Below are 20,187 nucleotides of genomic sequence, written 5' to 3'. Positions count from 1 at the left end.
CATTTCAGTTCTGTTTATGTATGCTCTCTATGTTTGGCGAAATAAGTATGCAACTGCCAAATTTTAACGATGAGTGTCTGCCTAGCTGGCTGTTATTGTGTTTACATATCACACATTTTCTTCTACGGCGTGCAGTTTATTTACATTCATATACAAAGTTTAGTTGTTCTGTATTAAACACTTTCTGTGAAAAGCTAGTGTTGCATTTGATAAAATGCGTTTTTCACAGGGATAAGTTTACGTTTATTGTGTGGAAAAACACAAAACAAAATGGCAAGGGATATCGAGAATAATGGCAACATCTGAAAAATTTAAGCGCAACATTTTGCGCATTATACCAGCAATCGCGATTGCCGCGGCACTTTCAGCTTGTACTACCCCTAATTCTTCAAAGAATGCTCAACGTACTCCCCACTCTGAACCTCGCATGTTAAATGGTTCTTCTGACTCTTTAGCGATGGCTTCGCAAGATGAGTTTGAACAACTCGTCCAGAGCGTCGATACCAAATCGAAAATTATGGACCAATACGCTAACTGGAAAGGGGTCAGCTATCGCCTAGGCGGTACAACAAAGAGTGGTATTGATTGTTCAAGTTTTGTTCAGCGCACCTTTATCGAACAATTCGGTGTTGCTTTGCCTCGCACCACCTCGGAACAAGAGTCTTCAGGACAGAGCGTCAAACGCAATAATTTAAAAGCAGGTGACTTAGTTTTATTTAAAACAGGTCGTCGCATGAAACACGTTGGCATTTATATCGGCGATAATAAATTTGTTCACGCTTCTACCAGTAGCGGTGTTATCGTTTCTGAAATGACCAATGAGTATTGGAGCAAAAGATACTACGCGGGCCGTCGTGTTATTAATGGCTCATAAGCTGTAAAATCTCATTAATCCCTTGCCAATAAAAAAGCTTCCAAGTTTAAAAACTGGAAGCTTTTTTATTGTATTCAATACGGTTTTATTAAGACGAATAGAAACCTGATCCAAGCTCGGCAATAGCAACGCCATCGGCCTTTAAGCGACACATTGCCGCAAGCTCATCATTTGCATGAATAAAGAGGCAAACTTCTTTTTGCCACTCTAAAATTGCACTTTCAATTTGCAATTCAGACAATGATTCTGATAACTGCTTCATTGCGATGCAATCTGTCGCACAGTCATGACTGAGTAATTTCAGCCCCACAAGTTTATCGCTACCAAAATCATCTGTAGGTACCACTTCAACATCAGTCCCTATTTTTCCAGATAACCAGCGGTAGCTTTGCGGCAGCCTGTGCACTACCGAAAGACCTGATTTTTCCACAACAAATTCCTATTGCTACCTAACCATCATATTATTTGCTGAACGAGATCCATTTACCTAATCAACGCTGAGTAGAGTTTTTTCCATAAATCCCCCCTACTCCTAAGCAATTTGATTCTCCCTCCTCTAAGTTAATCCTTAGAGCTCAGTAAACTTCATCAAACCTCGTTCAAACCGAATTCGCTACAACTCACAAAAGTAACGTGTTTGTTAAATTATCATACCTAAATATAACATTAATTATTGCTCGTGTCGTTAAATTTTTGTGACACAAATCCTTGCATACGAATTTTTTTACCCAGAATGTTAAACTTTAAATTTTTTTTACTATTGAAATTCAACATTAAGACTAACTATTAGCCATTTTTTTTACATTACTAAACGGAGGTTAATAATAAACTGAGTTATTTTGAATAAAAATCATCATCTCAACCAATTTTTCACTTAACTCCAATCAGCTTAGTTTAATACATAAATTTAACAAACGTTAATCAAATGATAGTTGACCCAGATCATTTTTATACAGAAATTCTAATTTTACTGAAGATGAATTCGGTTTTATCGAGTAGTTAATTTTTACTTAACACTATTCAAATAAATATGGTGACTAACTGAAATTAATGCGGGTAAGCGGCTTAAAACAACAGAAGCCGCTTGACATGATAGAAACTGATCGTCGTTTATTTTTTAGCGCGTTTAGCTAATAAAACAAATAACATAGAAAAGGCAACACAGGCGACCATCGAGCCAACCATCGGCCATGCGGATTTAGCCGGAATCAACGATATCAATGAGCCAATTAACGCCGCAATCGAAAAGCGAATCGTTCCCGCTAATGAAGATACGGTTCCTGCAATATGTGGGTAGTTATCCAAAATCACCGCCATCGCATTAGACGTGATCATCGCAATGCCACTGACATAGACAGCAACACCAAGCACTAAAGCCCAGAAACCGACATCAAGTGCTGTTGTGGCTAATAACCAAATACCCATGGTAAATTGCACAATAATTCCAAGGTAGAGCATATGCTCCGCACCAAAGCGTCTTACATAACGGCTATTTAAGGTTGTCATTAAAAATAAGAAAACAATATTAATACCAAAAAAGTAACCGAAATCTTGAGGAGATACACCGTTAAGCTCAATATAGACAAATGGCCCTGCATTCAAGAATGAAAACATGCCTGAAAATGAAAATGAACTTGCGAGGATATAAAATAGAACCTGCTTTGCACGAAACAAGGTCGCAAATTGTTTTAAGGTATTACCTAAATGGAATGGCTGACGTTTCTCAACAGGCAACGTTTCACGTATAAATAAGCTAACTAGAATAACAGCCAAAACAGCAGCAATCGCAATACTCCAGAAAATAGCGTGCCATGAGAACCAACGCATCATTTCTCCGCCGAGAATTGGCGCAAGTAAAGGCGCAATCGTCATCACTAACACGACAAAAGACATACTTCGCGAAAATTCATCGCGTGTAAACATATCTCTCATTAATGCGTTAATCACAACACTCGCTGCCGCTGCCGCAAAACCATGTAGGAATCTAAACAGAATGAGTGAATCGATGGATTCAGAAAGTGCACAAGCTGCCGATGCGATAGCAAATACAATAACACCACCTAAAATGACAGGCTTACGTCCTAGGCTATCCGCCATTGGTCCATAAAACAGTTGCCCTATCGCAAAGCCAAATATATAGCTATTTAGCGTCATTTGGATGCGCCCTTCATCGACATTGAAGTACTCACCCATAGCTAAGAAACTCGGTAGGTACATATCAATGGCCAAAGGCATAAGCATCGATAATAAACCTAATATTAATATCAATCCTAAGTAGGATGATGTCTGCTGTTGCACTCTTTTAAACTCCTATCTCGTTCCGCTTAAGGCGCACGAGCCAATGACACAGTAAGCGTATATAAACTTCGCATGACTAAACTTCTTTTGTATTACGTTTGGTATTTAGCGCGGAACTGTCACGCTATTAATTTCATCTTCTGTCAGCACTCGATATTCACCCGGTGCCAACTCAGCATCTAGCCATATATCACCAATACGTTCGCGATGTAGGCCACAAACATGATTTCCAACAGCCGCAAACATCCTTTTGACTTGATGATAGCGACCTTCACTGATCGTCAATAAGACTTCTTTGGGCGTGATTATTTCTAATTGTGCAGGTTTAGTTGGATATTTTTCACCATTAAGCATGACGCCTTCAGCAAAGCGCTGTGCGACATCATCGGCAATATCGTGTTCTAATTCGACCCGATAGGTCTTTTCACAATGATGTTTAGGTGACGTTATACGATGCGACCATTGACCATCATCCGTTAATAGCACAAGCCCTGTTGTATCGATATCAAGGCGTCCTGCCGAATGCAGCTTATCGGCTAACGGTTCATCAATAAAATAGAGAATAGTCGGGTGTGTCGGGTCGTCAGTTGAACAGACGTAGCCTTCAGGCTTATGCAGCATAAAATAACGAGGACCTGTAACATGGACTAAAACACTGCCTTCATAAGCAACCGATTGTTCAGGGCTAATCTGTAGCGCACCTGATTTAACAATTTCATCGTCGACAGTGACTTTTCCTGCACGTAGCTCGCGAGTTACCAGACTCCGACTAATCCCTAATTGCTGGGACAAAAACTTATCCAGTCGCATAAATTCTCTTAATTTGATGGAATAGCAACTCAACCCTATAAAGCGGCCAAGTTGTTAGAAATAAAATTGAAAGGTTATTGTGATTATGTTCACATCTTTTATTATATCAATAACTAATCACAAGTGATAGCGTCTCAAAATTATGTGGTGTTTTTAGCTCATGCCATTGTGTTAACCTAAATTTAACACTGAGAGACTCACTATTTTTAATTAATGCTGAATAATATGCCTTTTGTTCTCCGCCCCTATCAACAAGATGCTGTCGATGCGACGATTCACTACTTTCGCCAGCACACGCAACCTGCTGTTATTGTGCTACCTACAGGCGCAGGAAAAAGCCTAGTGATAGCCGAACTTGCTCGCTTAGCTCGAGGAAGAGTGCTTGTGCTAGCTCACGTCAAAGAGCTTGTTGAACAAAATCATGCTAAATATAGGGCTTATGGCCTAGAAGCGGATATTTTTGCTGCGGGTTTAAATCGTAAACAATCCCACAGCAAAGTGGTCTTTGGTAGCGTACAATCTGTCGCGCGCAACCTGGAAAGCTTTCATGACAACTTTTCACTGGTCATTATTGATGAGTGCCACCGTATTAGCGGAAATAAAAAAAGCCAATACCAACAAATTATCAATAGCCTTAGCCAATATAATCCAACGTTAAAAATTCTAGGGCTGACCGCTACGCCTTATCGACTAGGTTCAGGCTGGATTTACCAATATCATTATCATGGCATGGTCAGAGGTGATGAAAATTGCTTTTTCCGCGAATGTATTTACGAATTACCGTTACACTATATGATTAAAAATCATTTCTTAGTACCGCCTGAACGTCTCGACATGCCTGTACTGCAATATGATTTTAGCAAGGTGTCACTCAGTTCCGCGGGCATTTTCAATGAACATGAACTCAATCTTTCTATCCAAAAACAAAAACGCATTACGCCGAAGATTGTGGCTCAAATCGTTGACTATGCGACACCACGACAAGGCTGCATGATTTTTGCTGCAACTGTCGAACACGCAAAAGAGGTACTCAGCTATCTCCCCCAAAATACTGCCGCCTTAGTCACCGCAGACACACCGGCGATGGAACGTGAAGCGATTATCCAACAATTTAAAAATAAACAATTGCATTTTTTAGTTAACGTCTCCGTATTAACAACCGGTTTCGATGCCCCTCATGTGGATGTTATCGCCATTTTACGCCCTACTGAATCGGTCAGTTTATACCAACAGATTGTTGGACGTGGTTTGCGATTATCACCTAATAAATCTCAGTGTTTGATTTTAGACTACGCGGGTAATCCTCATGACTTATTTCGCCCTGAAGTTGGTTCAAGCAAACCTAATTCGAATAGTGTGCCTGTACAAGTTTTTTGTCCACTCTGTCAATTTGCGAATACTTTTTGGGGAAAATGCACAGAAGATGGCCAAATTATTGAGCACTATGGCCGCCGTTGCCAAGGTTGGGAAGAAAATGCGTTAGGACACAAGCAACAATGTGAATTTCGTTTTCGTTTTAAGCAATGCCCTCACTGTGGAGCAGAAAATGATATCGCTGCACGACGCTGTCAAAAATGTGATGAGGTGCTATCGGATCCTGACGATATGCTAAAAGCCGCATTGAAACTAAAAGATGCTTTAATTTTACGTTGTGGTGGAATGGAGATGACAACAGGTCGCGATAATAAAGGTGAATGGTTAAAAATCACCTATTATGATGAGGATGGTACTTCTGTCTCAGAACGTTTTCGCCTTCATACAACACCACAACGTCGTGCATTTGAGCATCGTTTCTTGCGTGAACACTTACGAGCGCCTGGCGTTCCTTTCAAATGGTCGTCAGCCCATGATATCGTTACCCAACAGTCCGCATTACGATACCCGCAATTTATTGTTGCTCGTAAAAAAGAAAGTTATTGGGAGATCCGCCAAAAAATATTCGATTATCATGGACGCTTCCGCGTTGCTGACCAACTCTATTCTTGATGTTAATTAGATTATGATTGCCGTTGTAGGCATTTTCCGTTAAAATGCCGCCCGCTTGGATGTTTCGCATTAGCGTACTTCAACAACACCAAGCCAAATATCGAACCTGCTGCTGGGTCGCCTGTAGCAGGATTTTATTTTTTTCTTGTATAGAGAAATAGTAATGTTAACTATCAATGCAATTGCACGTAAAGAGCAGGGTAAGGGTGCGAGCCGCCGCCTGCGCAGAGCAAACCAGCTTCCAGCTATCGTTTACGGTGGCAACCAAGAAGCTATCTCTGTGACTCTTAGCCACGATGAAGTGATTAACCAAGAAGGTAAAGCAGAATTTTATGAAGTTCTGAACCTGGTTATCGATGGTAAAGAAACTAAAGTCAAAGTTCAGGCTGTTCAACGTCACCCGTTCAAACCAAAAGTGACGCACATTGACTTCCTGCGCGTTTAATTAAAGCCACAAGCCGAGCTTTAGAATTTATCGGGACGCCGAGTAAATAACGCCGCAATTGCGGCGTTATTTATTTTCAACATACGCTTATTTTCCACCACGACGCTGTAGCTGATCACGTAAATTCGGTGGTGTACCGCGAATAGTCAGAGTATCCGTCACTGGATCCCAAAAAATACGTTCTCCCATCAACATAGCATCAAAACTGATCGTGATTCCCCCGCCACTCCCCGAGAATTTAGTCAGCTGTTTTAATGTGCCTCTATCCGCAGGAAAACTGTCTTCTAACTGATAATCATTTTGACGGGCAAAATCACCAAAACTCTGTTCTTCTACTATTGGTAATTCATTAGACAGTGCTTGTAACTCAATTTCTTCGCCGGATTGTAACTGTTCCGTACAATATGCATGCACTTGCTGACGATAAGCTTGACGTGTGTTCTTATCCATTTGCGCATTATCGCAAAAATCATCGAGCGCCTGCACTAGCCCTTTATTCTGTACTTTTGCATTCAAGCCTTCTGACGCAGCCAAGAAATCCATAAAAAAATCAGATACTTTACGACCAACACGCCCTTTTAAAAAGGTTAAATAGCGTGTAGATTCGGGATTGGTTTCCCATTCCGTTAAATCGATACGAGCAACAATGTCTGCATGAGGAATATCGAGGTAATGCGTGGTCGATAAATCGAGGCTGTCGGTTACAAACATACTATCGCAACTACTGAGCACCGCGATTAATAAATATTCAACAGCAAGATAACGGTATTGGCAAAATAACACGACCCCACCTTCAGCAAAGGGATATTTAGCCAATTCATCTTTTAAACGCACGGTCATTGCTCGACTAAAGCCAAGAAATTCTTCTTCACCTTTACGCAACAGTTTCAACGCATCGGCCAGTTCGCTTTCTTCATTAAACTCACCAAAAGCTTTACTTTTTGCGCTATATACTCGGTGTAATTCTGCCATCATGTCTTGTACAACGTTATCGGTTGACAATAAAGAATCGCGCAACATGACTTCAAGTGTCTGTTCATCACGTTTAATCAACTGATGTAAAGCTATCTGGGAAATTTCCAGACTCATTGTAGGCTCCTTATTCAAGCAGAAATATTCTCGCACGTATTCAAACACTGATACTATTTATCTGCAACCGAAACTGTCATTTGCGCCTATTTTTACACCTAAATGCTGAACTAATACTCATTCGAATAATCTTAATAAGCATTATTATCACTCAAAGATAAATTTCTTGCTAAGAAAGAAGAAAATCATCCCGCTATACGCTATCATAGGTGGGCTTTTACTAATTTAGGATGTCAGAATTTATGCCACAGTCATCTCGCTATAGCGATGAAAAAGTTGAAACTCTACTTGCTGAACTTGTCAGCGTGTTAGAAAAAAACCATACTCCTGTAGATCTCTCACTTATGGTGTTAGGCAATATGGTGACCAATCTGCTCAACACGTCAGTTGCACCAGCACAGCGTAAAATGATTGCAGACTCTTTCGCCAATGCTTTACTGTCTTCTGTTAAAGATGACAAATCCCACTAAATAGATAATGAAATAAACAGTATGGTGACCCATCAGCGCTACCGTGACAAAGTCTCCCAGATGATCAGTTGGGGGCACTGGTTTGCTCTTTTCAATATCCTACTTAGTCTGGGACTAAGTAGTAGCTATCTGTTTATTTTTGATTGGCCCGACACACTTGCTGGGCGTATTTTTGCCTTCGTCAGTTGGATAGGACATTTTAGCTTCGTTGTCTTTGCTTGCTACTTACTCATCGTTTTTCCACTGACCTTTATTGTCATGTCTCAGCGGTTGCTGAGGCTAATTTGTGTTGCCCTTGCGACTGCTGGCACCACATTGCTAATCTTTGATATTCGTGTCTTTAGCCAATTTGGCCTGCATCTAACACCACAAGTATGGGATCTCGTCATTAACCCTGAACAAGGGGAAATGGCACGTGAATGGCAACTTATGTTTATTGTTATTCCGATCATCTTCTTAGTGCAAATGTTATTCGCAACTTGGAGTTGGCAAAAATTACGTAGTCTGAACCGACAAACTTTTGGTAAGCCTTTAGCCGGATTTTTCATCGCGACCTTTGTTATGTCCCATTTGATGTATGCATGGTCAGATGCCAATTTTTATCGTCCTATCACGATGCAGCGCTATAACTACCCACTGTCTCAGCCTATGACCGCCAGAAAACTCCTTGACCGATATGGACTGTTAGACTTATCCGAACATCAAAATCGTGTATTCCAACAAGGTAGCCCTACGGCGTTAAAAGTCCAGTACCCATTGAAACCACTTAGCTACTATGACCAAGGTATAGGCTATAATTTACTGCTCATTGTGGTGGACGATTTAGGCGATAAAAAGCAGCAAGATGACATGTCATCGTTGAACGCCTTTAAAGATATGAGTACCGAGTTTACTAACCATTATACGACTGGTTTACGTAATGATACGGCTCTATTCGGCCTGTTCTACGGTATTTCAGCTAGCTACTTTGATAATATTCTGAATGAACGTAATGCTTCTGTACTCATACAGGCGTTACAACATCAAGGCTATCAATTCGGTCTGTTCTCTACCGATGGGTTTAATTCACCGCTGTTTCGTCAAGCTATCTTGGCGGATTATTCGTTGCCAGCAAAAGCAGCCGATAGCGACGCGCAGACCATTACACAATGGACGTCATGGCTGACTAATTTGAAAAATGAATCGCCTTGGTTCTCATTTTTGAACATAAAAGGCCAGCCAGGTAGTCAACAAACGGATGCCCAAATCAATCAAGTTATTGAAACATTGATACGTGATGGGCGGATGAAAAATACTATCGTGGTGATTACCGCGAATTATAATGGTGCTGAGCAATCCGAAACCACTGACTGGTTTAATCAGAAACGTTTTGCACGTGAAAAAATGCAAGTTCCATTATTTATCTATTGGCCGAATACACCTAGCCAGCAAATTGATAAGCTCACCAGTCATCAAGATGTATTGACAACAATTATGCAACGGTTGCTGCATGTCTCTAACTCCCCAGATGACTACAGCCAAGGCGAGGATTTATTCAGCCCAGAACGTAAATTCCCTTGGATCATTACTGGGGATGATAACGATGTCGTGATCACAACGGATGATGCAACCTTATATATGGATAAAAATGGTCAATTTAGTATCTATGACTTGCAGGGTAAAGAAATGAAAGACCAAAAACCGGATCTTGCTCAGCTACTAAAAATCTTTACTGAGCTTAAGCGATTTAATGAAAATTAACGTTTAAAAATCAATCAGTCGTGCAACTCAAGTCTTGCTTTAATGGGGAAAATGAGTACTATTATGGCAGTTCGGCATGTAGCGCAGCTTGGTAGCGCACCGTCATGGGGTGTCGGGGGTCGGAGGTTCAAATCCTCTCATGCCGACCAGAATTCCCTAAAAAAACCAACCGTAAGAGGTTGGTTTTTTTGTGCCTGAAATTTTCAAAAGGTAAAATGGCGGCAAAAGTCCTGACATGATTACACCAACGTTTCATCCCACTCAGCCCAAGGACAGACTAGCCCCCACTCAGTGTTAGCTTGGCGGGAATGCAAATTGCAGTAAATAAAAAGCCTGCCGGAGTGGGTTATTCATTAGGGCTTAAGTCACTTATTAGATTCTCAGCTTTCCCACAAAATTCATCAATCTTTGGTACTTTCTTGAACTCAGGATCATCAGCTTTTTGCTTGCACTTCACACTCACCTGCCCTTGGAAATATGCCATGGATACCATGTTATCAACCAAGCGCTTGCAGGTACGACTTTTAACCGCTTCCTTAAATTCACCACAAAGGAGCGCTTTTTGACGATTAATACTTGCAGCCATGTCTGGCACTTTGTCATCTTCTGTGATTTCAGCAACTGAGCCAAATGAAAGCAAACCTAAAAATAAAATGACTAATCTCTTTTTCATACATCACCATCTTTAAGTTAAGTATGTGAATATTAGGATAAATGCAGAGCTCAGGCAATAAAACACCAGCGCCTATTTTGGATGATGAGTCGTGACTTTAATAATTATAGAAACCACGCCGTGAGATCATCAAAATAAGATAATCCTCGTTATCCATCATTATGAATATCAATTTTTATTTTCACTAAACACTTAACTCAAATAAAAATTATTGAACCACTTTTATGCCCTTTATTATTTTTTCATTTTAATATACTCATCATATTAAAATGACTACAATAAGTTGAATAAGCGTATTGCATCATCTAAATATATAGTCAGAGCAAGGCTCTTATTAAGATGGTCATTATTGTTTAGTTGATTTTTATTAAAACTAACAATATATTTTTCGATTTATTAAAGTATTTATAGCAAATTTATTGCTTCCATTGAAAGAGTCAAAACCGTGAATATAAAAACTTCATGCATTCTAATTGCAGTAACCCTAATGTTAGGTTGCTCAACAGCAACGAAACAAGTGTCTGATCAAAATGGATGCACGATTCAAATTGATCCTCCCGAAGGAAAGTTACCTGCCAAAATTGAGCAAGCAACAGGGACTTCCCCTGTCTGTAAATCGATTGAAAAATCAATTGATAAAGCTATTTAGAGATAACTATCGCCATCACGCAGGTAAATCTGTTGACGGTCCCTTGCAGAACTTATTCCATAAATTATCAATTTGCTCTTCCGTCAACATTTCATCTACCCCATCAATAATTGGGATGGAAATATGGACTGTGCCGTCAGGGCGTATATAGGTTTTTACGATAAAGCGCTTATCTTCTGTTTCTCTTGAAAAATCATAGTGTCGTGATACAAAACCACAAACATACCCTACCTCGCCACCATTATGTGATATTTTGTCAAAATAATAGGTGACGTTTTTAAACGATTCCGCTTTAGGGTTATCTAAATAACCTAATACTGCACGCTCGACCCGTTCTATCATACTAATTTCATTTTTATAGACGACTGACATGCCAAATAAAAATGCCGCGCCGAGCAGGAATAATCCAATGATGATATAAAATATTTTATTCATAAAATGATCATCTAAATAATAATAAAATAACGATACTGACGATTCAAAATAGCAAATAGATTCTGCTATCGATAAATTTATAACGTAACACAGTCCTATTTTCCACATAAAGTAAATTTAATGTGTCGATATAGTTTATTGGCAATGTATTTACTTGAAATCCCCCCCTATTATGGGCTTGTATTATTGCTACATAGGCTCAAACATTTGATATAATAAATATTATTTTTATATTTATTAAGGTATGTGTCATGTTACATTACGCGATACGCGTTATGCGCCTTTTTCGCCATGTGTTTCTCTCTCGCCCACGCTTTATTATTTCATTATTTGTTGCCTTCGCTACTTTTTTCGCACTACTCTCTTATCAAAATACTATGATGAGTTTGATCATCAGCTGGAATGCTTTTGCCTGGATGTATTTATTATTTCTTTTTGTGCGTATTATGAATCACAAAGCTAAAAACATCCGTGAAATCACGAGAGTTGAAGACGAAAGTGCTCAAATGGTTATTTTCTTTTTGGTTGCAGGATGCTGTGTAAGCTTATTAGTTTTATTTTTTGCATTAGGCGGTCATGGTGATTTCTCTAAGTCAGATAAATTCATCCCTTATGCACTCACAGCGTCGACTTTAATTTCATCATGGCTACTTCTTCCCACCGGTTTTACGATGCACTATGCACACTTATATTATAGTAATGCTAAACCACAGCAGCCATGGTTACGTTTTCCAGATAAATTACTCGAACCGAGCTACTCTGACTTTATGTATTTTTCTTTTACTATTGCTGTTGCATCACAAACAGCAGACATTGAGGTTGCATCGACACCTATGCGCCGTGCTGTTTTATTACAATCTATCATCTCTTTTATTTTTAATATGGCTATACTCGGATTATGTATCAATATCTCCGCAAGCTTGTTCTAACTGATTTAAACTGAAAATGCGAAAACATACCCAAACTGAGCAAGTAGTCAGTACAACGCAATTTTATTTATCGTTTTGCATCTCTTTTTCACATTCAGATGGCGGCACACCAAAGATGACCATCATAAAGACAGTAAGACAATAACCAACATATTGACTATTGAGTAGTTTTTTGATTATTTTCATAGAAATAACCCATTGTGTTTTATTTATTCACTAAATTAGCACTGTTTATCATCGCAGCCATACCTCATTTAAGCACATTTACAATTCAGTCATGTTTATCAATAAGGAATACTCATTGCACATGTTTCGACTAGCAACCCCCCCTGATATAGCATCCCTCATTCAGCTTGATAGTGTCACAACGGTAGAACGAGCTCAAAAAATATCTCAATGGGTCAACAACAAACATTGTTACCTGATTGAACAACAGAACCAAATTATCGCTTATGGGGTATTACACTACCATTTTTTTGAATGTGCTTTTATTGAAATGATAATGGTTAATCAAGCCTTTCGACAGCAAGGTGCTGGTCTTTCATTGCTACAACAACTTAAACAGACTTGCCTTACTCAAAAAATATTTACATCGACTAACCAGTCAAATACTCCGATGCAACGATTACTCGATAAAGCCCAATTCAAACCAAGTGGCTTCATCGATAATCTTGATGAGGGAGATCCCGAACTTATTTACTTTTGCCAATTAGCCTAGTTAATTGGCAACATCATATTTTTAGAGTAAAGAAGGTTGCATAACAACATTGATTAATTTTTGATTAAATCGTTGATATATTTGCGGGTTGATTTTTATTGGATAACTCAATATTTCCAACTGATGAGGTTTAAACTCTGGGTGATAACTAGGATGAACATGTGCATATTCATTTTGTTTAAATCCACAATGCAGATAAAAACGTAATCGCTTTTGACTAATTTCATCAATGACAGGATCAATTTCCAAGATAATGTTGTTCACCTGTTTAGCAAATAACTGTATGACCTTTTGACCATAACCCTGCCCCCTTAGAGCCGATGAAACTGCAAGATGTTCAACATAAAAGAAATCATCGACTCTCCAACTGCCTATAAAGCCAATAAAAATACCGTTATCAGAAAAATAGTATAAATAATAATCCTCATGACTAAAGATACTTTGCCGCCCTTGATAACTTCTTTTTTCATGAGCGGGGAATGCTGAATCATACAGTTGGTTTACATTTGCTATTTCTAAAACGTTTCTGCTAGTCAACCTTGTTACTGTGAGCATGCGACCTGAACCTATCCTATCATCTTAAAAAAACCTATTTAGCATACTTATTCTCTTTTTCTAGGCAACTCATTTTAAGTTTTTATCCAGTGTTAACCCTTACTAGCGCATTGTTTTATTTTAACTTTAAAAAGTAAAAAACCGTGGTTGCACATATTTTATGTGTCATTGAAAAAATATTATCGATCTGATATTGACTTTATTCGTGACTCAATCTAAAAATACTGTATACAAACACAGTATTAGTTAGAGGCGACTATGTTACGCATTGAAATTTTATTTGATAAAAATGCACCACAAAAACCTAGTGATATTATGTTGCAAGCTCTTGAGTCTGAGATAACGCGCAAACTCAGCCCACAATACCCAGATATGGTGACTCGGGTAGGTTTTAGCTCTGGTCAACGTATTAATATTTCTGGAACCAAACTTGCCCAAGACAAGGTTCGTATCGAAGAGATATTAGAAGAAATATGGATGGATGATGGCTGGATCCCAGAACAAACGTTAGAGGATTAAGCATGCATAAAATTAAAGGAATGTCTGGATATCGTCTATCGCGTCCAGCATTCCTTTATTGTTTATCATCAACAGAATGATAAATTAAAAAGTATACCTTACTCCACCTAAACCTACCCAACCTAGGCGTTGCTCCGTGATGGAACTTTTTGCTGCATCACCGACAAGATAATAAGCCCCAACCCCCGTGTAAAAGGTTATATTTTCATTCCAGTTATAGTTTAGGATAGCGCCTCCATGAACATCTTTAAATCCACTCCCCGCATCATATTCACTAAAACGGGAACGGCTCGCCTGTAGTGGAGAAACGCCAAAATAAGCTTGATTGTAAGCTTTATTCCCCCAGGTGGTTGCTAGCGTATATTCGATATCCCACCGATGACTAAACTGATAATAACCAATCCCCCCCATTTCAACATTGACAGTTCTACCAATATTTCGTCCACCATAATGGCGATCTTTCGTTGCCATATTGGCAGAAAGGTAAAGCTGAAAATTATTAATCGAATAATTAATTTCTGCCCCCACGAGCATGGAGCTATCTAGATCCCCCATACCTTTTAAATCTTCATTCTTATGACCCAAAATACCTATTTTTTCATCTCGTCCTGCGTCATAACCTAACCGACTGGAAACCGTTAAGTTTTCGGTTAAACCAATAGCCCATTCTGCTCCCTCTAACCCTAAGCTAAATACGCCGTAATCATCGGAAATATATCCGTAGTTCACATCAACGGTTGGCGAAAATAAGTATTTATTAGATCCTTCATAAGCAGGCATAACAGAACCCCCTGCTCCCAAAACTATGACACTCTCCCCTGCGACGACAACACTGTAGGGTGACAAGGCAGTGACTAATATTGCCGCTGAACACAAACGTTTCATTAAAATATCCTATCTGGTTCTGTTAATAAATTTTTTGTCGAATAAATGCTTTAATTTCTTTTATGGGCTTCAAATTCTTTTTAAATTCGTCTTTTATCCTTTCGTTTTCAATACCATTTCTAGTATGTGTATTCTCAGCTAACTGATTAAATGAAAGCGTTGGCATGAGCATTTCCTTTGAAGGACTAAAGTTTTTTCCCATTAAAAACATTGAGATAAGAATAACCGTAACGAAAATAGGGAGTTCAATTAATTGTAATTTCATTTTAGTTATTCCAAGGATTGCAAAGATGTTAAAATAGTAATCCTATTCGCGCTTCGTACCTTAAAAATGGGTTAAACAAACCTTAAGAGATCATTAAATCTCTCATTGAATTTACCTTAGTTATATTGTCGGAAAAATATTAGCTGCTTATACTGCACGCTAGAGAGGTGATAAAATGAATATCTTATTAGTTGAAGATGATCTCCAACTAGGCAAAGCATTATGTCGAGGTCTAGAACTTGCTGGTTTTAATCCCCTTTGGGTACGATTACTTAACGATGCTAAACAACAATTAAATTCACGTAATTTTGATCTCATGTTATTAGATTTAGGTTTACCTGATGGTGATGGATATGAGGAATTAATTGCTTGGCGTCGTTCTGGCCAATCAATTCCAATTATTATTCTGACCGCTCGAAACCAGATGGATAATTTAGTGGCCAGTTTAGATTCCGGTGCCGATGATTTTTTAACAAAACCGTTTGCTATGCCTGAGCTTATTTCTCGTGTTAAAGCCGTAAGTCGTCGTATGGCAGGATTTTCTTCAGAAATTTGGCAATTGGATAATTTGCAACTAAACCCAATCAACCATCAAGTTCTATTAGATGATCAGCTATTAATGCTTTCAGGAAAAGAATATCAGCTATTATATGAATTAGTAAAAAATGCAGATAACGTGGTACGTAAAGCGGATCTCGAACAACGTTTATTTGGGTTAGATGATAAAATAGAAAGTAATTCACTTGAAGTTCATATTCACAATTTACGGCGCAAGATAGGTAAAGATCGTATTATTACTATTCGCGGCATCGGTTATTTACTTAAAAAAGAAGCGCAATCAAGTGAAAGTTAAATCCTTTTTTATCTATACTTTTTTCTTACAGATAAGCTCAGTGATTCTGTTATGGGTATTATTAGTAGGTTGGTTACAATTTTTTTATTTACCTGATATTGATGATGATTTTAACCTCCAGCAGCAAATCGTTACTGAAGGTTTTGCGTCTACTTTAGGTACCGTTGCTAATAACCCAGAATATTTTGAACGTATCATGACCTCATTGCAAAAAATGTATACTGACGCAATGGAAAATGGTTTAGAGGTATCCTATAGACCATTTGTTGCCGTGCGTAACCAACATGGTGATGTGTTATATCGCAATAGTGACCAAATCAAAATAACCGATAATATTTTGTTCAATGACCTCAAAAAACAGTATCCTAATTGGCACTTTACCTTCGCATGGAATGATGAACACTCCATCGAGGTGATCCTTGGGGAGTCTTACTTTGACAGGAAATCAATAATAGGTAGCCCCGCTGAAGGTACTGCAATACCTTTATTATTTATATTAGGCATCATGCTAATTGCAATTATCATCACCGCTTATTTTAGTTTAAGACCGCTAAGACAAGCTGCAACGATTATCGCTAGCCGCAAACCGGGGAATTTAACTCCCATCTCAGTAAAAGAGCAGTATAAAGAAATTCGTCCTATTATTACGGCAATCAATAATCTCATGTCACGCGTTGATGCTGCAAACCAACGTGAAAAACGATTTATGGCAGATGCTGCACATGAACTCCGTACCCCCATTGCCGCGGTCATTGCTCAGCTTCATTTATTGATGCAAATACAGAATGTAAAAGAGAAAGAAGAAATCGTTAACGACATGCAGGCAGCATTAAATCGAGCGGCGTCGTTATCACACCAGCTTATCGATTTAGCACGCTTAGAGGCTGAAGACTTTTCTGTAAATAAAGAGCAGATTAACTTACCCGTATTAATTTCTCATATTACTTCATTGCATGTACCACATGCTATAAACCAAGATATCGATATCGAACTACAAAGTGCAGATAATGTCTTTATTACCACTGATAAACTAGCATTAACAACAATTTTTACCAACTTACTGGAAAATGCGATTAAATATAGTGATAAAAAAGGAAAGATTAAAATCACAATTAAAGATTTATCGCCTTTCGGCGCAACGATTACCGTACAAGATAATGGTCGAGGCATTCCAGAAGAAAGCCGCCAATTAATATTTTCACGTTTCTATCGTGTTCCCGGTACAACAGAAACAGGTAGTGGACTTGGTCTATCCATTGTTCATAACCTCGCAACAAAAATAGATGCAGCGATACGTGTCACCGATGGACTAGATAAAAAAGGGGTTGGTTTTATTATCGATTTGCCTTAACGCCCTTTTTGCAACTAGGTTAACAGAGTCTTAAACAGTGTTTAGTCTATACTTAAACACTGTAAGTCTTTTTACTTATTTGTTTAAAGGAAAGCTCATGTCCCAAGCACTCATTATTATCGACCTAATTCAGGAAATTGTTGGCGAAAATGGTTTATTAAATACCAGCTATCCACAAACTCAAGAACGCCATATTATCGACAGAGCGAATCAAGCCGCCGATTTTGCCCGTAAAAATAATATCCCTATTATCTGGGTAAAAGTGGGCTTTGCGGATGATTATCATGATATCCCAGCGGGTTCCCCTATGTTCCATCATGCAAAAGCGATCGGTGCATTAAAATTAAGCTCTGCTGGCTGCCATTGGGCTGAAAAATTAGATGTTCAACTCCGTGACGTCATCATAGTAAAAAAAGGTGTCAGCGCATTTACAGGTAACCAACTCAACCATTGGTTAAAAGAAAATAACATTAAACATGTTATTTTTGGTGGGGTCAGTTCAGTGATGACCATTCAAAGCAGTGCTCGCCAAGCTCATGATTTCGGTTATCAAGTTACAGTCATTGATGAACTATGCGCCGCAGCAACATTAGAGCTACATCATCAAAGTATGCAAGCATTACAAGGAATGGTCACCGTTTCCTCCCTAGCCGATTTCCTGCAAGGAAAACTAAAGTGAATGGACTCTTTTTCATGTCTTATACAACTAACATCTTTTGTATATAAATTTCACGCAACCGGTGTGTTAGTGGTCCAGGCTTTCCGCCGGCCACTTTCCGCCCGTCAATTTCAATAACAGGCCAAACGAATGTCGTTGATGAAGTAATAAAAGCTTCTTTTGCGGCCATTGCCTCTTCAACAGTAAAAGTACCTTCTTCAATAGCTAAATGCTGCTCCCGAGCAAGCGTTAAAATTGCTTGCCGCGTAATACCGGGTAATATTTCATAACCTAAAGCACGAGTTTTGATTATATTTTCATGTGTAATGATAAAAAAGTTGCTTGAACTCCCTTCTGTGATATCGCCATTTGACACAAAAAGTGCATCATCCGCCCCTTGAGAATGCGCATAGTCTTTTGCTAAACATGCCGCCAGCAAAGCAACGGTTTTAATATCGCATCGTTGCCAACGAATATCGTCAAATGTTACGACACTAATCCCTGTTGTAGCGCGTGGATTATCAATAATCGAAGCTTGTTGGGCAAATATCACTAATGTGGGTGTAATCGTTTTATCGGGAAACAAGAAATTGCGCTGTCCAGCATTGCCCCTTGTGAGTTGTAAATAAATTAACCCTTCAGTGAGATTATTTTTTTCAATGATCTGTTGGTGAATTTTTAATAACGACTCTTCTGTATAAGGTAAAGCTAATTGCAATTCATGACATGAACGTTGCAAGCGTGTCATATGATTTTTAAAATCAACCAAACGACCATTAACAACAGCGGTAACTTCATAGACTGCATCAGCAAACAAGAAACCACGGTCGAATACGGATATTGATGCTTGTTCTTCTGGCACAAATTGACCATTTATGTAGGTAATCATAATGTTTACTTCCTTTTCAAGCTTATAAATACCAAGTTTCACGATGCGATATATCTGTTTTCACTCATTAGTATTACAAAAACACTATTATTTGAGTTATTGACTTAACCACTCATTATTTGAGTATTGTATTGTTCAATTTTATTCTTGCCACTTTAACTCATCATATTTGGACTTAATCGCTAGTATTAACAATAGCCACGATTAGTGTTTTTGTGAAATAGCTATTGAATTAAACACTAATGGTCTATATTTTGGATATTAACTCAAATCGACCCATACAGTTGCCACTCATTTGATTTAAGGGGAAATTTTATTATGCTTAATCTCAATCAAAATCAACTTAAAAATCTTGCAGATTCACAATTAAAAGGTCATAGAACGCTTATCTATTTGGTCGCCTTATTGCTTCTCATTGGTGGGGTGGTCTGTATAACTAACCCGATTGTCTCTGGTATCGCATTTAGTTCATTGATCGGTGTTATGTTATTGATTAGCGGTATAGCCGTCATTTTAAATATTGTATTCAATCGACTGTATGCAAATGTATCTGTCTTATTCAGCTTAATTGCAGGTATTGCTTACTTAATCTTAGGCTATGCTTTTATCACTGACCCCTTACAAAGCTTATTATTCTTAGCGGTATTTGTCGCTATTCTCTTCATAATTGGTGGTGTGATCCGTATCTTCGTTGGCGCTAAACTTTTCAGCTCTGCGGCGGGAATGATGAATATTTTAATTGGTATTCTCGATTTTATCATTGCCTACATGCTGTTAAGCGGTAATGCGCAAACGTCAATCACATTGTTAACGCTCTTTATTGGTATTGAATTACTGTTTAGTTCTTTTAATTTATTCCTACTGGCTGGAGCGCTAAAAAATAGCAGTAAGTGATTGATAATTCAAAAATATTGAACTGGAAACTGCTAATATCAAATTTTTTTTAAAGATTCAAAAAATGTTTAGCTAGGTGCTTGACATTCTACAGCCAAAAGCTAAAATGCATTCAAGTGATCTAGATCACACTTTAACTTTTGGAGTTTCCATGAATAGCATCAAAGAATTTATTAGCAACGTTCAAGAAGTTATTGAATTA

24 protein-coding genes and 1 tRNA gene are annotated in these 20,187 nt (G+C 38.5%); 14 read left to right on the top strand and 11 right to left on the bottom strand.

What is annotated here, in order from left to right:
• The first annotated feature begins 292 nt into the window (after positions 1 to 292).
• On the top strand, positions 293 to 874 hold the full coding sequence (gene mepS / locus P2E05_RS08425; RefSeq protein WP_154624342.1) for a bifunctional murein DD-endopeptidase/murein LD-carboxypeptidase: 582 nt from the start codon (positions 293 to 295) through the stop codon (positions 872 to 874).
• 88 nt (positions 875 to 962) lie between these two features.
• Here the strand turns inward: mepS and P2E05_RS08420 are convergent, their stop codons facing one another.
• The 3 genes from P2E05_RS08420 to rsuA all read right to left on the bottom strand — a co-directional run bounded on the left by P2E05_RS08420 (position 963) and on the right by rsuA (position 3,982).
• Positions 963 to 1,304 carry a hypothetical protein gene (locus P2E05_RS08420; RefSeq protein WP_163861328.1) on the bottom strand — a complete coding sequence of 114 codons (342 nt, stop codon included), beginning with the start codon at positions 1,302 to 1,304 and terminating at the stop codon, positions 963 to 965.
• Positions 1,305 to 1,984: 680 nt separating this feature from the next.
• Positions 1,985 to 3,115, bottom strand: a complete 1,131-nt coding sequence (locus P2E05_RS08415) for a Bcr/CflA family multidrug efflux MFS transporter (RefSeq protein ID WP_230085779.1) — start codon at positions 3,113 to 3,115, stop codon at positions 1,985 to 1,987.
• Positions 3,116 to 3,277: 162 nt separating this feature from the next.
• On the bottom strand, positions 3,278 to 3,982 hold the full coding sequence (gene rsuA, locus P2E05_RS08410) for a 16S rRNA pseudouridine(516) synthase RsuA (protein WP_154622296.1): 705 nt from the start codon (positions 3,980 to 3,982) through the stop codon (positions 3,278 to 3,280).
• A gap of 225 nt (positions 3,983 to 4,207) precedes the next feature.
• Here rsuA and P2E05_RS08405 point away from each other — a divergent pair, with 225 nt between their 5' ends.
• Complete coding sequence (locus P2E05_RS08405) at positions 4,208 to 5,968, top strand: DEAD/DEAH box helicase (protein WP_269723935.1); 1,761 nt, start codon at positions 4,208 to 4,210, stop codon at positions 5,966 to 5,968.
• A 163-nt stretch (positions 5,969 to 6,131) separates the two neighbouring features.
• Complete coding sequence (gene rplY, locus P2E05_RS08400; RefSeq protein ID WP_154622298.1) at positions 6,132 to 6,413, top strand: 50S ribosomal protein L25; 282 nt, start codon at positions 6,132 to 6,134, stop codon at positions 6,411 to 6,413.
• Between the two features lie 87 nt (positions 6,414 to 6,500).
• Here rplY and yejK read toward each other — a convergent pair whose 3' ends face one another.
• Complete coding sequence (gene yejK / locus P2E05_RS08395; RefSeq protein ID WP_163861321.1) at positions 6,501 to 7,502, bottom strand: nucleoid-associated protein YejK; 1,002 nt, start codon at positions 7,500 to 7,502, stop codon at positions 6,501 to 6,503.
• A 242-nt stretch (positions 7,503 to 7,744) separates the two neighbouring features.
• Here yejK and P2E05_RS08390 point away from each other — a divergent pair, with 242 nt between their 5' ends.
• The 3 genes from P2E05_RS08390 to P2E05_RS08380 all read left to right on the top strand — a co-directional run bounded on the left by P2E05_RS08390 (position 7,745) and on the right by P2E05_RS08380 (position 9,861).
• Positions 7,745 to 7,972: a YejL family protein gene (locus tag P2E05_RS08390; RefSeq protein WP_154622300.1), complete on the top strand. Its 228-nt coding sequence runs from the start codon at positions 7,745 to 7,747 to the stop codon at positions 7,970 to 7,972.
• Between the two features lie 21 nt (positions 7,973 to 7,993).
• Positions 7,994 to 9,712 (top strand): LPS biosynthesis-modulating metalloenzyme YejM, encoded by a 1,719-nt coding sequence (gene yejM / locus P2E05_RS08385; protein ID WP_163861318.1) that lies wholly within the window; start codon positions 7,994 to 7,996, stop codon positions 9,710 to 9,712.
• Positions 9,713 to 9,784: 72 nt separating this feature from the next.
• Positions 9,785 to 9,861, top strand: a tRNA-Pro gene (locus tag P2E05_RS08380).
• A 197-nt stretch (positions 9,862 to 10,058) separates the two neighbouring features.
• On the opposite strand, the gene P2E05_RS08375 is transcribed toward P2E05_RS08380, so the two are convergent.
• Positions 10,059 to 10,385: a hypothetical protein gene (locus P2E05_RS08375; RefSeq protein WP_154622302.1), complete on the bottom strand. Its 327-nt coding sequence runs from the start codon at positions 10,383 to 10,385 to the stop codon at positions 10,059 to 10,061.
• Positions 10,386 to 10,872: 487 nt separating this feature from the next.
• On the opposite strand from P2E05_RS08375, the gene P2E05_RS08370 reads away from it, so the two are divergent.
• Positions 10,873 to 11,034, top strand: coding sequence for a thiamine biosynthesis protein ApbE (locus P2E05_RS08370; RefSeq protein WP_154635582.1), 162 nt, complete (start codon positions 10,873 to 10,875; stop codon positions 11,032 to 11,034).
• 15 nt (positions 11,035 to 11,049) lie between these two features.
• On the opposite strand, the gene P2E05_RS08365 is transcribed toward P2E05_RS08370, so the two are convergent.
• Positions 11,050 to 11,469 (bottom strand): hypothetical protein, encoded by a 420-nt coding sequence (locus P2E05_RS08365; protein ID WP_154635578.1) that lies wholly within the window; start codon positions 11,467 to 11,469, stop codon positions 11,050 to 11,052.
• Between the two features lie 251 nt (positions 11,470 to 11,720).
• Here P2E05_RS08365 and P2E05_RS08360 point away from each other — a divergent pair, with 251 nt between their 5' ends.
• Positions 11,721 to 12,398: a DUF1345 domain-containing protein gene (locus P2E05_RS08360; protein ID WP_272657891.1), complete on the top strand. Its 678-nt coding sequence runs from the start codon at positions 11,721 to 11,723 to the stop codon at positions 12,396 to 12,398.
• Between the two features lie 63 nt (positions 12,399 to 12,461).
• On the opposite strand, the gene P2E05_RS08355 is transcribed toward P2E05_RS08360, so the two are convergent.
• Positions 12,462 to 12,584 carry a hypothetical protein gene (locus P2E05_RS08355; protein ID WP_255427368.1) on the bottom strand — a complete coding sequence of 41 codons (123 nt, stop codon included), beginning with the start codon at positions 12,582 to 12,584 and terminating at the stop codon, positions 12,462 to 12,464.
• A 121-nt stretch (positions 12,585 to 12,705) separates the two neighbouring features.
• Between P2E05_RS08355 and P2E05_RS08350 the strand changes: the two genes are divergently transcribed.
• On the top strand, positions 12,706 to 13,116 hold the full coding sequence (locus P2E05_RS08350; protein WP_276123088.1) for a GNAT family N-acetyltransferase: 411 nt from the start codon (positions 12,706 to 12,708) through the stop codon (positions 13,114 to 13,116).
• A gap of 21 nt (positions 13,117 to 13,137) precedes the next feature.
• On the opposite strand, the gene P2E05_RS08345 is transcribed toward P2E05_RS08350, so the two are convergent.
• Positions 13,138 to 13,671 (bottom strand): GNAT family N-acetyltransferase, encoded by a 534-nt coding sequence (locus P2E05_RS08345; RefSeq protein ID WP_276123087.1) that lies wholly within the window; start codon positions 13,669 to 13,671, stop codon positions 13,138 to 13,140.
• 258 nt (positions 13,672 to 13,929) lie between these two features.
• On the opposite strand from P2E05_RS08345, the gene P2E05_RS08340 reads away from it, so the two are divergent.
• A complete protein-coding gene (locus tag P2E05_RS08340; RefSeq protein WP_154623476.1) occupies positions 13,930 to 14,190 on the top strand; it encodes a DinI-like family protein in 261 nt (86 codons plus the stop codon).
• Between the two features lie 84 nt (positions 14,191 to 14,274).
• On the opposite strand, the gene P2E05_RS08335 is transcribed toward P2E05_RS08340, so the two are convergent.
• Both P2E05_RS08335 and P2E05_RS08330 read right to left on the bottom strand, forming a co-directional pair.
• Positions 14,275 to 15,075: a MipA/OmpV family protein gene (locus tag P2E05_RS08335; protein WP_154623475.1), complete on the bottom strand. Its 801-nt coding sequence runs from the start codon at positions 15,073 to 15,075 to the stop codon at positions 14,275 to 14,277.
• Positions 15,076 to 15,097: 22 nt separating this feature from the next.
• Positions 15,098 to 15,340: a hypothetical protein gene (locus P2E05_RS08330; RefSeq protein ID WP_163861169.1), complete on the bottom strand. Its 243-nt coding sequence runs from the start codon at positions 15,338 to 15,340 to the stop codon at positions 15,098 to 15,100.
• A gap of 175 nt (positions 15,341 to 15,515) precedes the next feature.
• Between P2E05_RS08330 and P2E05_RS08325 the strand changes: the two genes are divergently transcribed.
• The 3 genes from P2E05_RS08325 (at position 15,516) to P2E05_RS08315 (ending at position 18,223) form a co-directional block, all read left to right on the top strand.
• On the top strand, positions 15,516 to 16,193 hold the full coding sequence (locus tag P2E05_RS08325) for a response regulator (protein WP_154622388.1): 678 nt from the start codon (positions 15,516 to 15,518) through the stop codon (positions 16,191 to 16,193).
• Complete coding sequence (locus tag P2E05_RS08320; protein WP_163861167.1) at positions 16,183 to 17,544, top strand: ATP-binding protein; 1,362 nt, start codon at positions 16,183 to 16,185, stop codon at positions 17,542 to 17,544. Before P2E05_RS08325 ends, P2E05_RS08320 begins: the two co-directional genes overlap by 11 nt.
• Positions 17,545 to 17,641: 97 nt before the next feature.
• Entirely contained in the window at positions 17,642 to 18,223 is a 582-nt protein-coding gene (locus P2E05_RS08315) for a cysteine hydrolase family protein (RefSeq protein ID WP_154622389.1), read from the top strand.
• A gap of 19 nt (positions 18,224 to 18,242) precedes the next feature.
• Here the strand turns inward: P2E05_RS08315 and P2E05_RS08310 are convergent, their stop codons facing one another.
• Positions 18,243 to 19,091 (bottom strand): D-amino-acid transaminase, encoded by an 849-nt coding sequence (locus P2E05_RS08310; RefSeq protein WP_154622392.1) that lies wholly within the window; start codon positions 19,089 to 19,091, stop codon positions 18,243 to 18,245.
• Between the two features lie 318 nt (positions 19,092 to 19,409).
• Between P2E05_RS08310 and P2E05_RS08305 the strand changes: the two genes are divergently transcribed.
• The gene (locus tag P2E05_RS08305; RefSeq protein WP_154622390.1) at positions 19,410 to 19,985 is read left to right on the top strand and encodes a DUF308 domain-containing protein; all 576 of its coding nucleotides are present in this window, start codon (positions 19,410 to 19,412) and stop codon (positions 19,983 to 19,985) included.
• The last annotated feature ends 202 nt before the right edge of the window (positions 19,986 to 20,187 follow it).

This window comes from Providencia stuartii (assembly GCF_029277985.1).
Lineage (GTDB): Bacteria > Pseudomonadota > Gammaproteobacteria > Enterobacterales > Enterobacteriaceae > Providencia > Providencia zhejiangensis.
The sequence above is the reverse complement of the archived record's forward strand: the minus strand, read 5'-3'. Positions and strand labels throughout refer to the sequence as shown.

Bases quoted from the DNA above. Each gene is read 5' to 3' on its own strand.
- mepS (WP_154624342.1), top strand. From the start codon at position 293: ATGGCAACATCTGAAAAATTTAAGCGCAACATTTTGCGCATTATACCA.
- P2E05_RS08415 (WP_230085779.1), bottom strand. From the start codon at position 3,115: ATGCTTATGCCTTTGGCCATTGATATGTACCTACCGAGTTTCTTAGCT.
- rsuA (WP_154622296.1), bottom strand. From the start codon at position 3,982: ATGCGACTGGATAAGTTTTTGTCCCAGCAATTAGGGATTAGTCGGAGT.
- P2E05_RS08405 (WP_269723935.1), top strand. From the start codon at position 4,208: ATGCCTTTTGTTCTCCGCCCCTATCAACAAGATGCTGTCGATGCGACG.
- rplY (WP_154622298.1), top strand. From the start codon at position 6,132: ATGTTAACTATCAATGCAATTGCACGTAAAGAGCAGGGTAAGGGTGCG.
- yejK (WP_163861321.1), bottom strand. From the start codon at position 7,502: ATGAGTCTGGAAATTTCCCAGATAGCTTTACATCAGTTGATTAAACGT.
- P2E05_RS08390 (WP_154622300.1), top strand. From the start codon at position 7,745: ATGCCACAGTCATCTCGCTATAGCGATGAAAAAGTTGAAACTCTACTT.
- yejM (WP_163861318.1), top strand. From the start codon at position 7,994: ATGGTGACCCATCAGCGCTACCGTGACAAAGTCTCCCAGATGATCAGT.
- P2E05_RS08375 (WP_154622302.1), bottom strand. From the start codon at position 10,385: ATGAAAAAGAGATTAGTCATTTTATTTTTAGGTTTGCTTTCATTTGGC.
- P2E05_RS08370 (WP_154635582.1), top strand. From the start codon at position 10,873: ATGTTAGGTTGCTCAACAGCAACGAAACAAGTGTCTGATCAAAATGGA.
- P2E05_RS08365 (WP_154635578.1), bottom strand. From the start codon at position 11,469: ATGAATAAAATATTTTATATCATCATTGGATTATTCCTGCTCGGCGCG.
- P2E05_RS08360 (WP_272657891.1), top strand. From the start codon at position 11,721: ATGTTACATTACGCGATACGCGTTATGCGCCTTTTTCGCCATGTGTTT.
- P2E05_RS08355 (WP_255427368.1), bottom strand. From the start codon at position 12,584: ATGAAAATAATCAAAAAACTACTCAATAGTCAATATGTTGGTTATTGT.
- P2E05_RS08350 (WP_276123088.1), top strand. From the start codon at position 12,706: ATGTTTCGACTAGCAACCCCCCCTGATATAGCATCCCTCATTCAGCTT.
- P2E05_RS08345 (WP_276123087.1), bottom strand. From the start codon at position 13,671: ATGCTCACAGTAACAAGGTTGACTAGCAGAAACGTTTTAGAAATAGCA.
- P2E05_RS08340 (WP_154623476.1), top strand. From the start codon at position 13,930: ATGTTACGCATTGAAATTTTATTTGATAAAAATGCACCACAAAAACCT.
- P2E05_RS08335 (WP_154623475.1), bottom strand. From the start codon at position 15,075: ATGAAACGTTTGTGTTCAGCGGCAATATTAGTCACTGCCTTGTCACCC.
- P2E05_RS08330 (WP_163861169.1), bottom strand. From the start codon at position 15,340: ATGAAATTACAATTAATTGAACTCCCTATTTTCGTTACGGTTATTCTT.
- P2E05_RS08325 (WP_154622388.1), top strand. From the start codon at position 15,516: ATGAATATCTTATTAGTTGAAGATGATCTCCAACTAGGCAAAGCATTA.
- P2E05_RS08315 (WP_154622389.1), top strand. From the start codon at position 17,642: ATGTCCCAAGCACTCATTATTATCGACCTAATTCAGGAAATTGTTGGC.
- P2E05_RS08310 (WP_154622392.1), bottom strand. From the start codon at position 19,091: ATGATTACCTACATAAATGGTCAATTTGTGCCAGAAGAACAAGCATCA.
- P2E05_RS08305 (WP_154622390.1), top strand. From the start codon at position 19,410: ATGCTTAATCTCAATCAAAATCAACTTAAAAATCTTGCAGATTCACAA.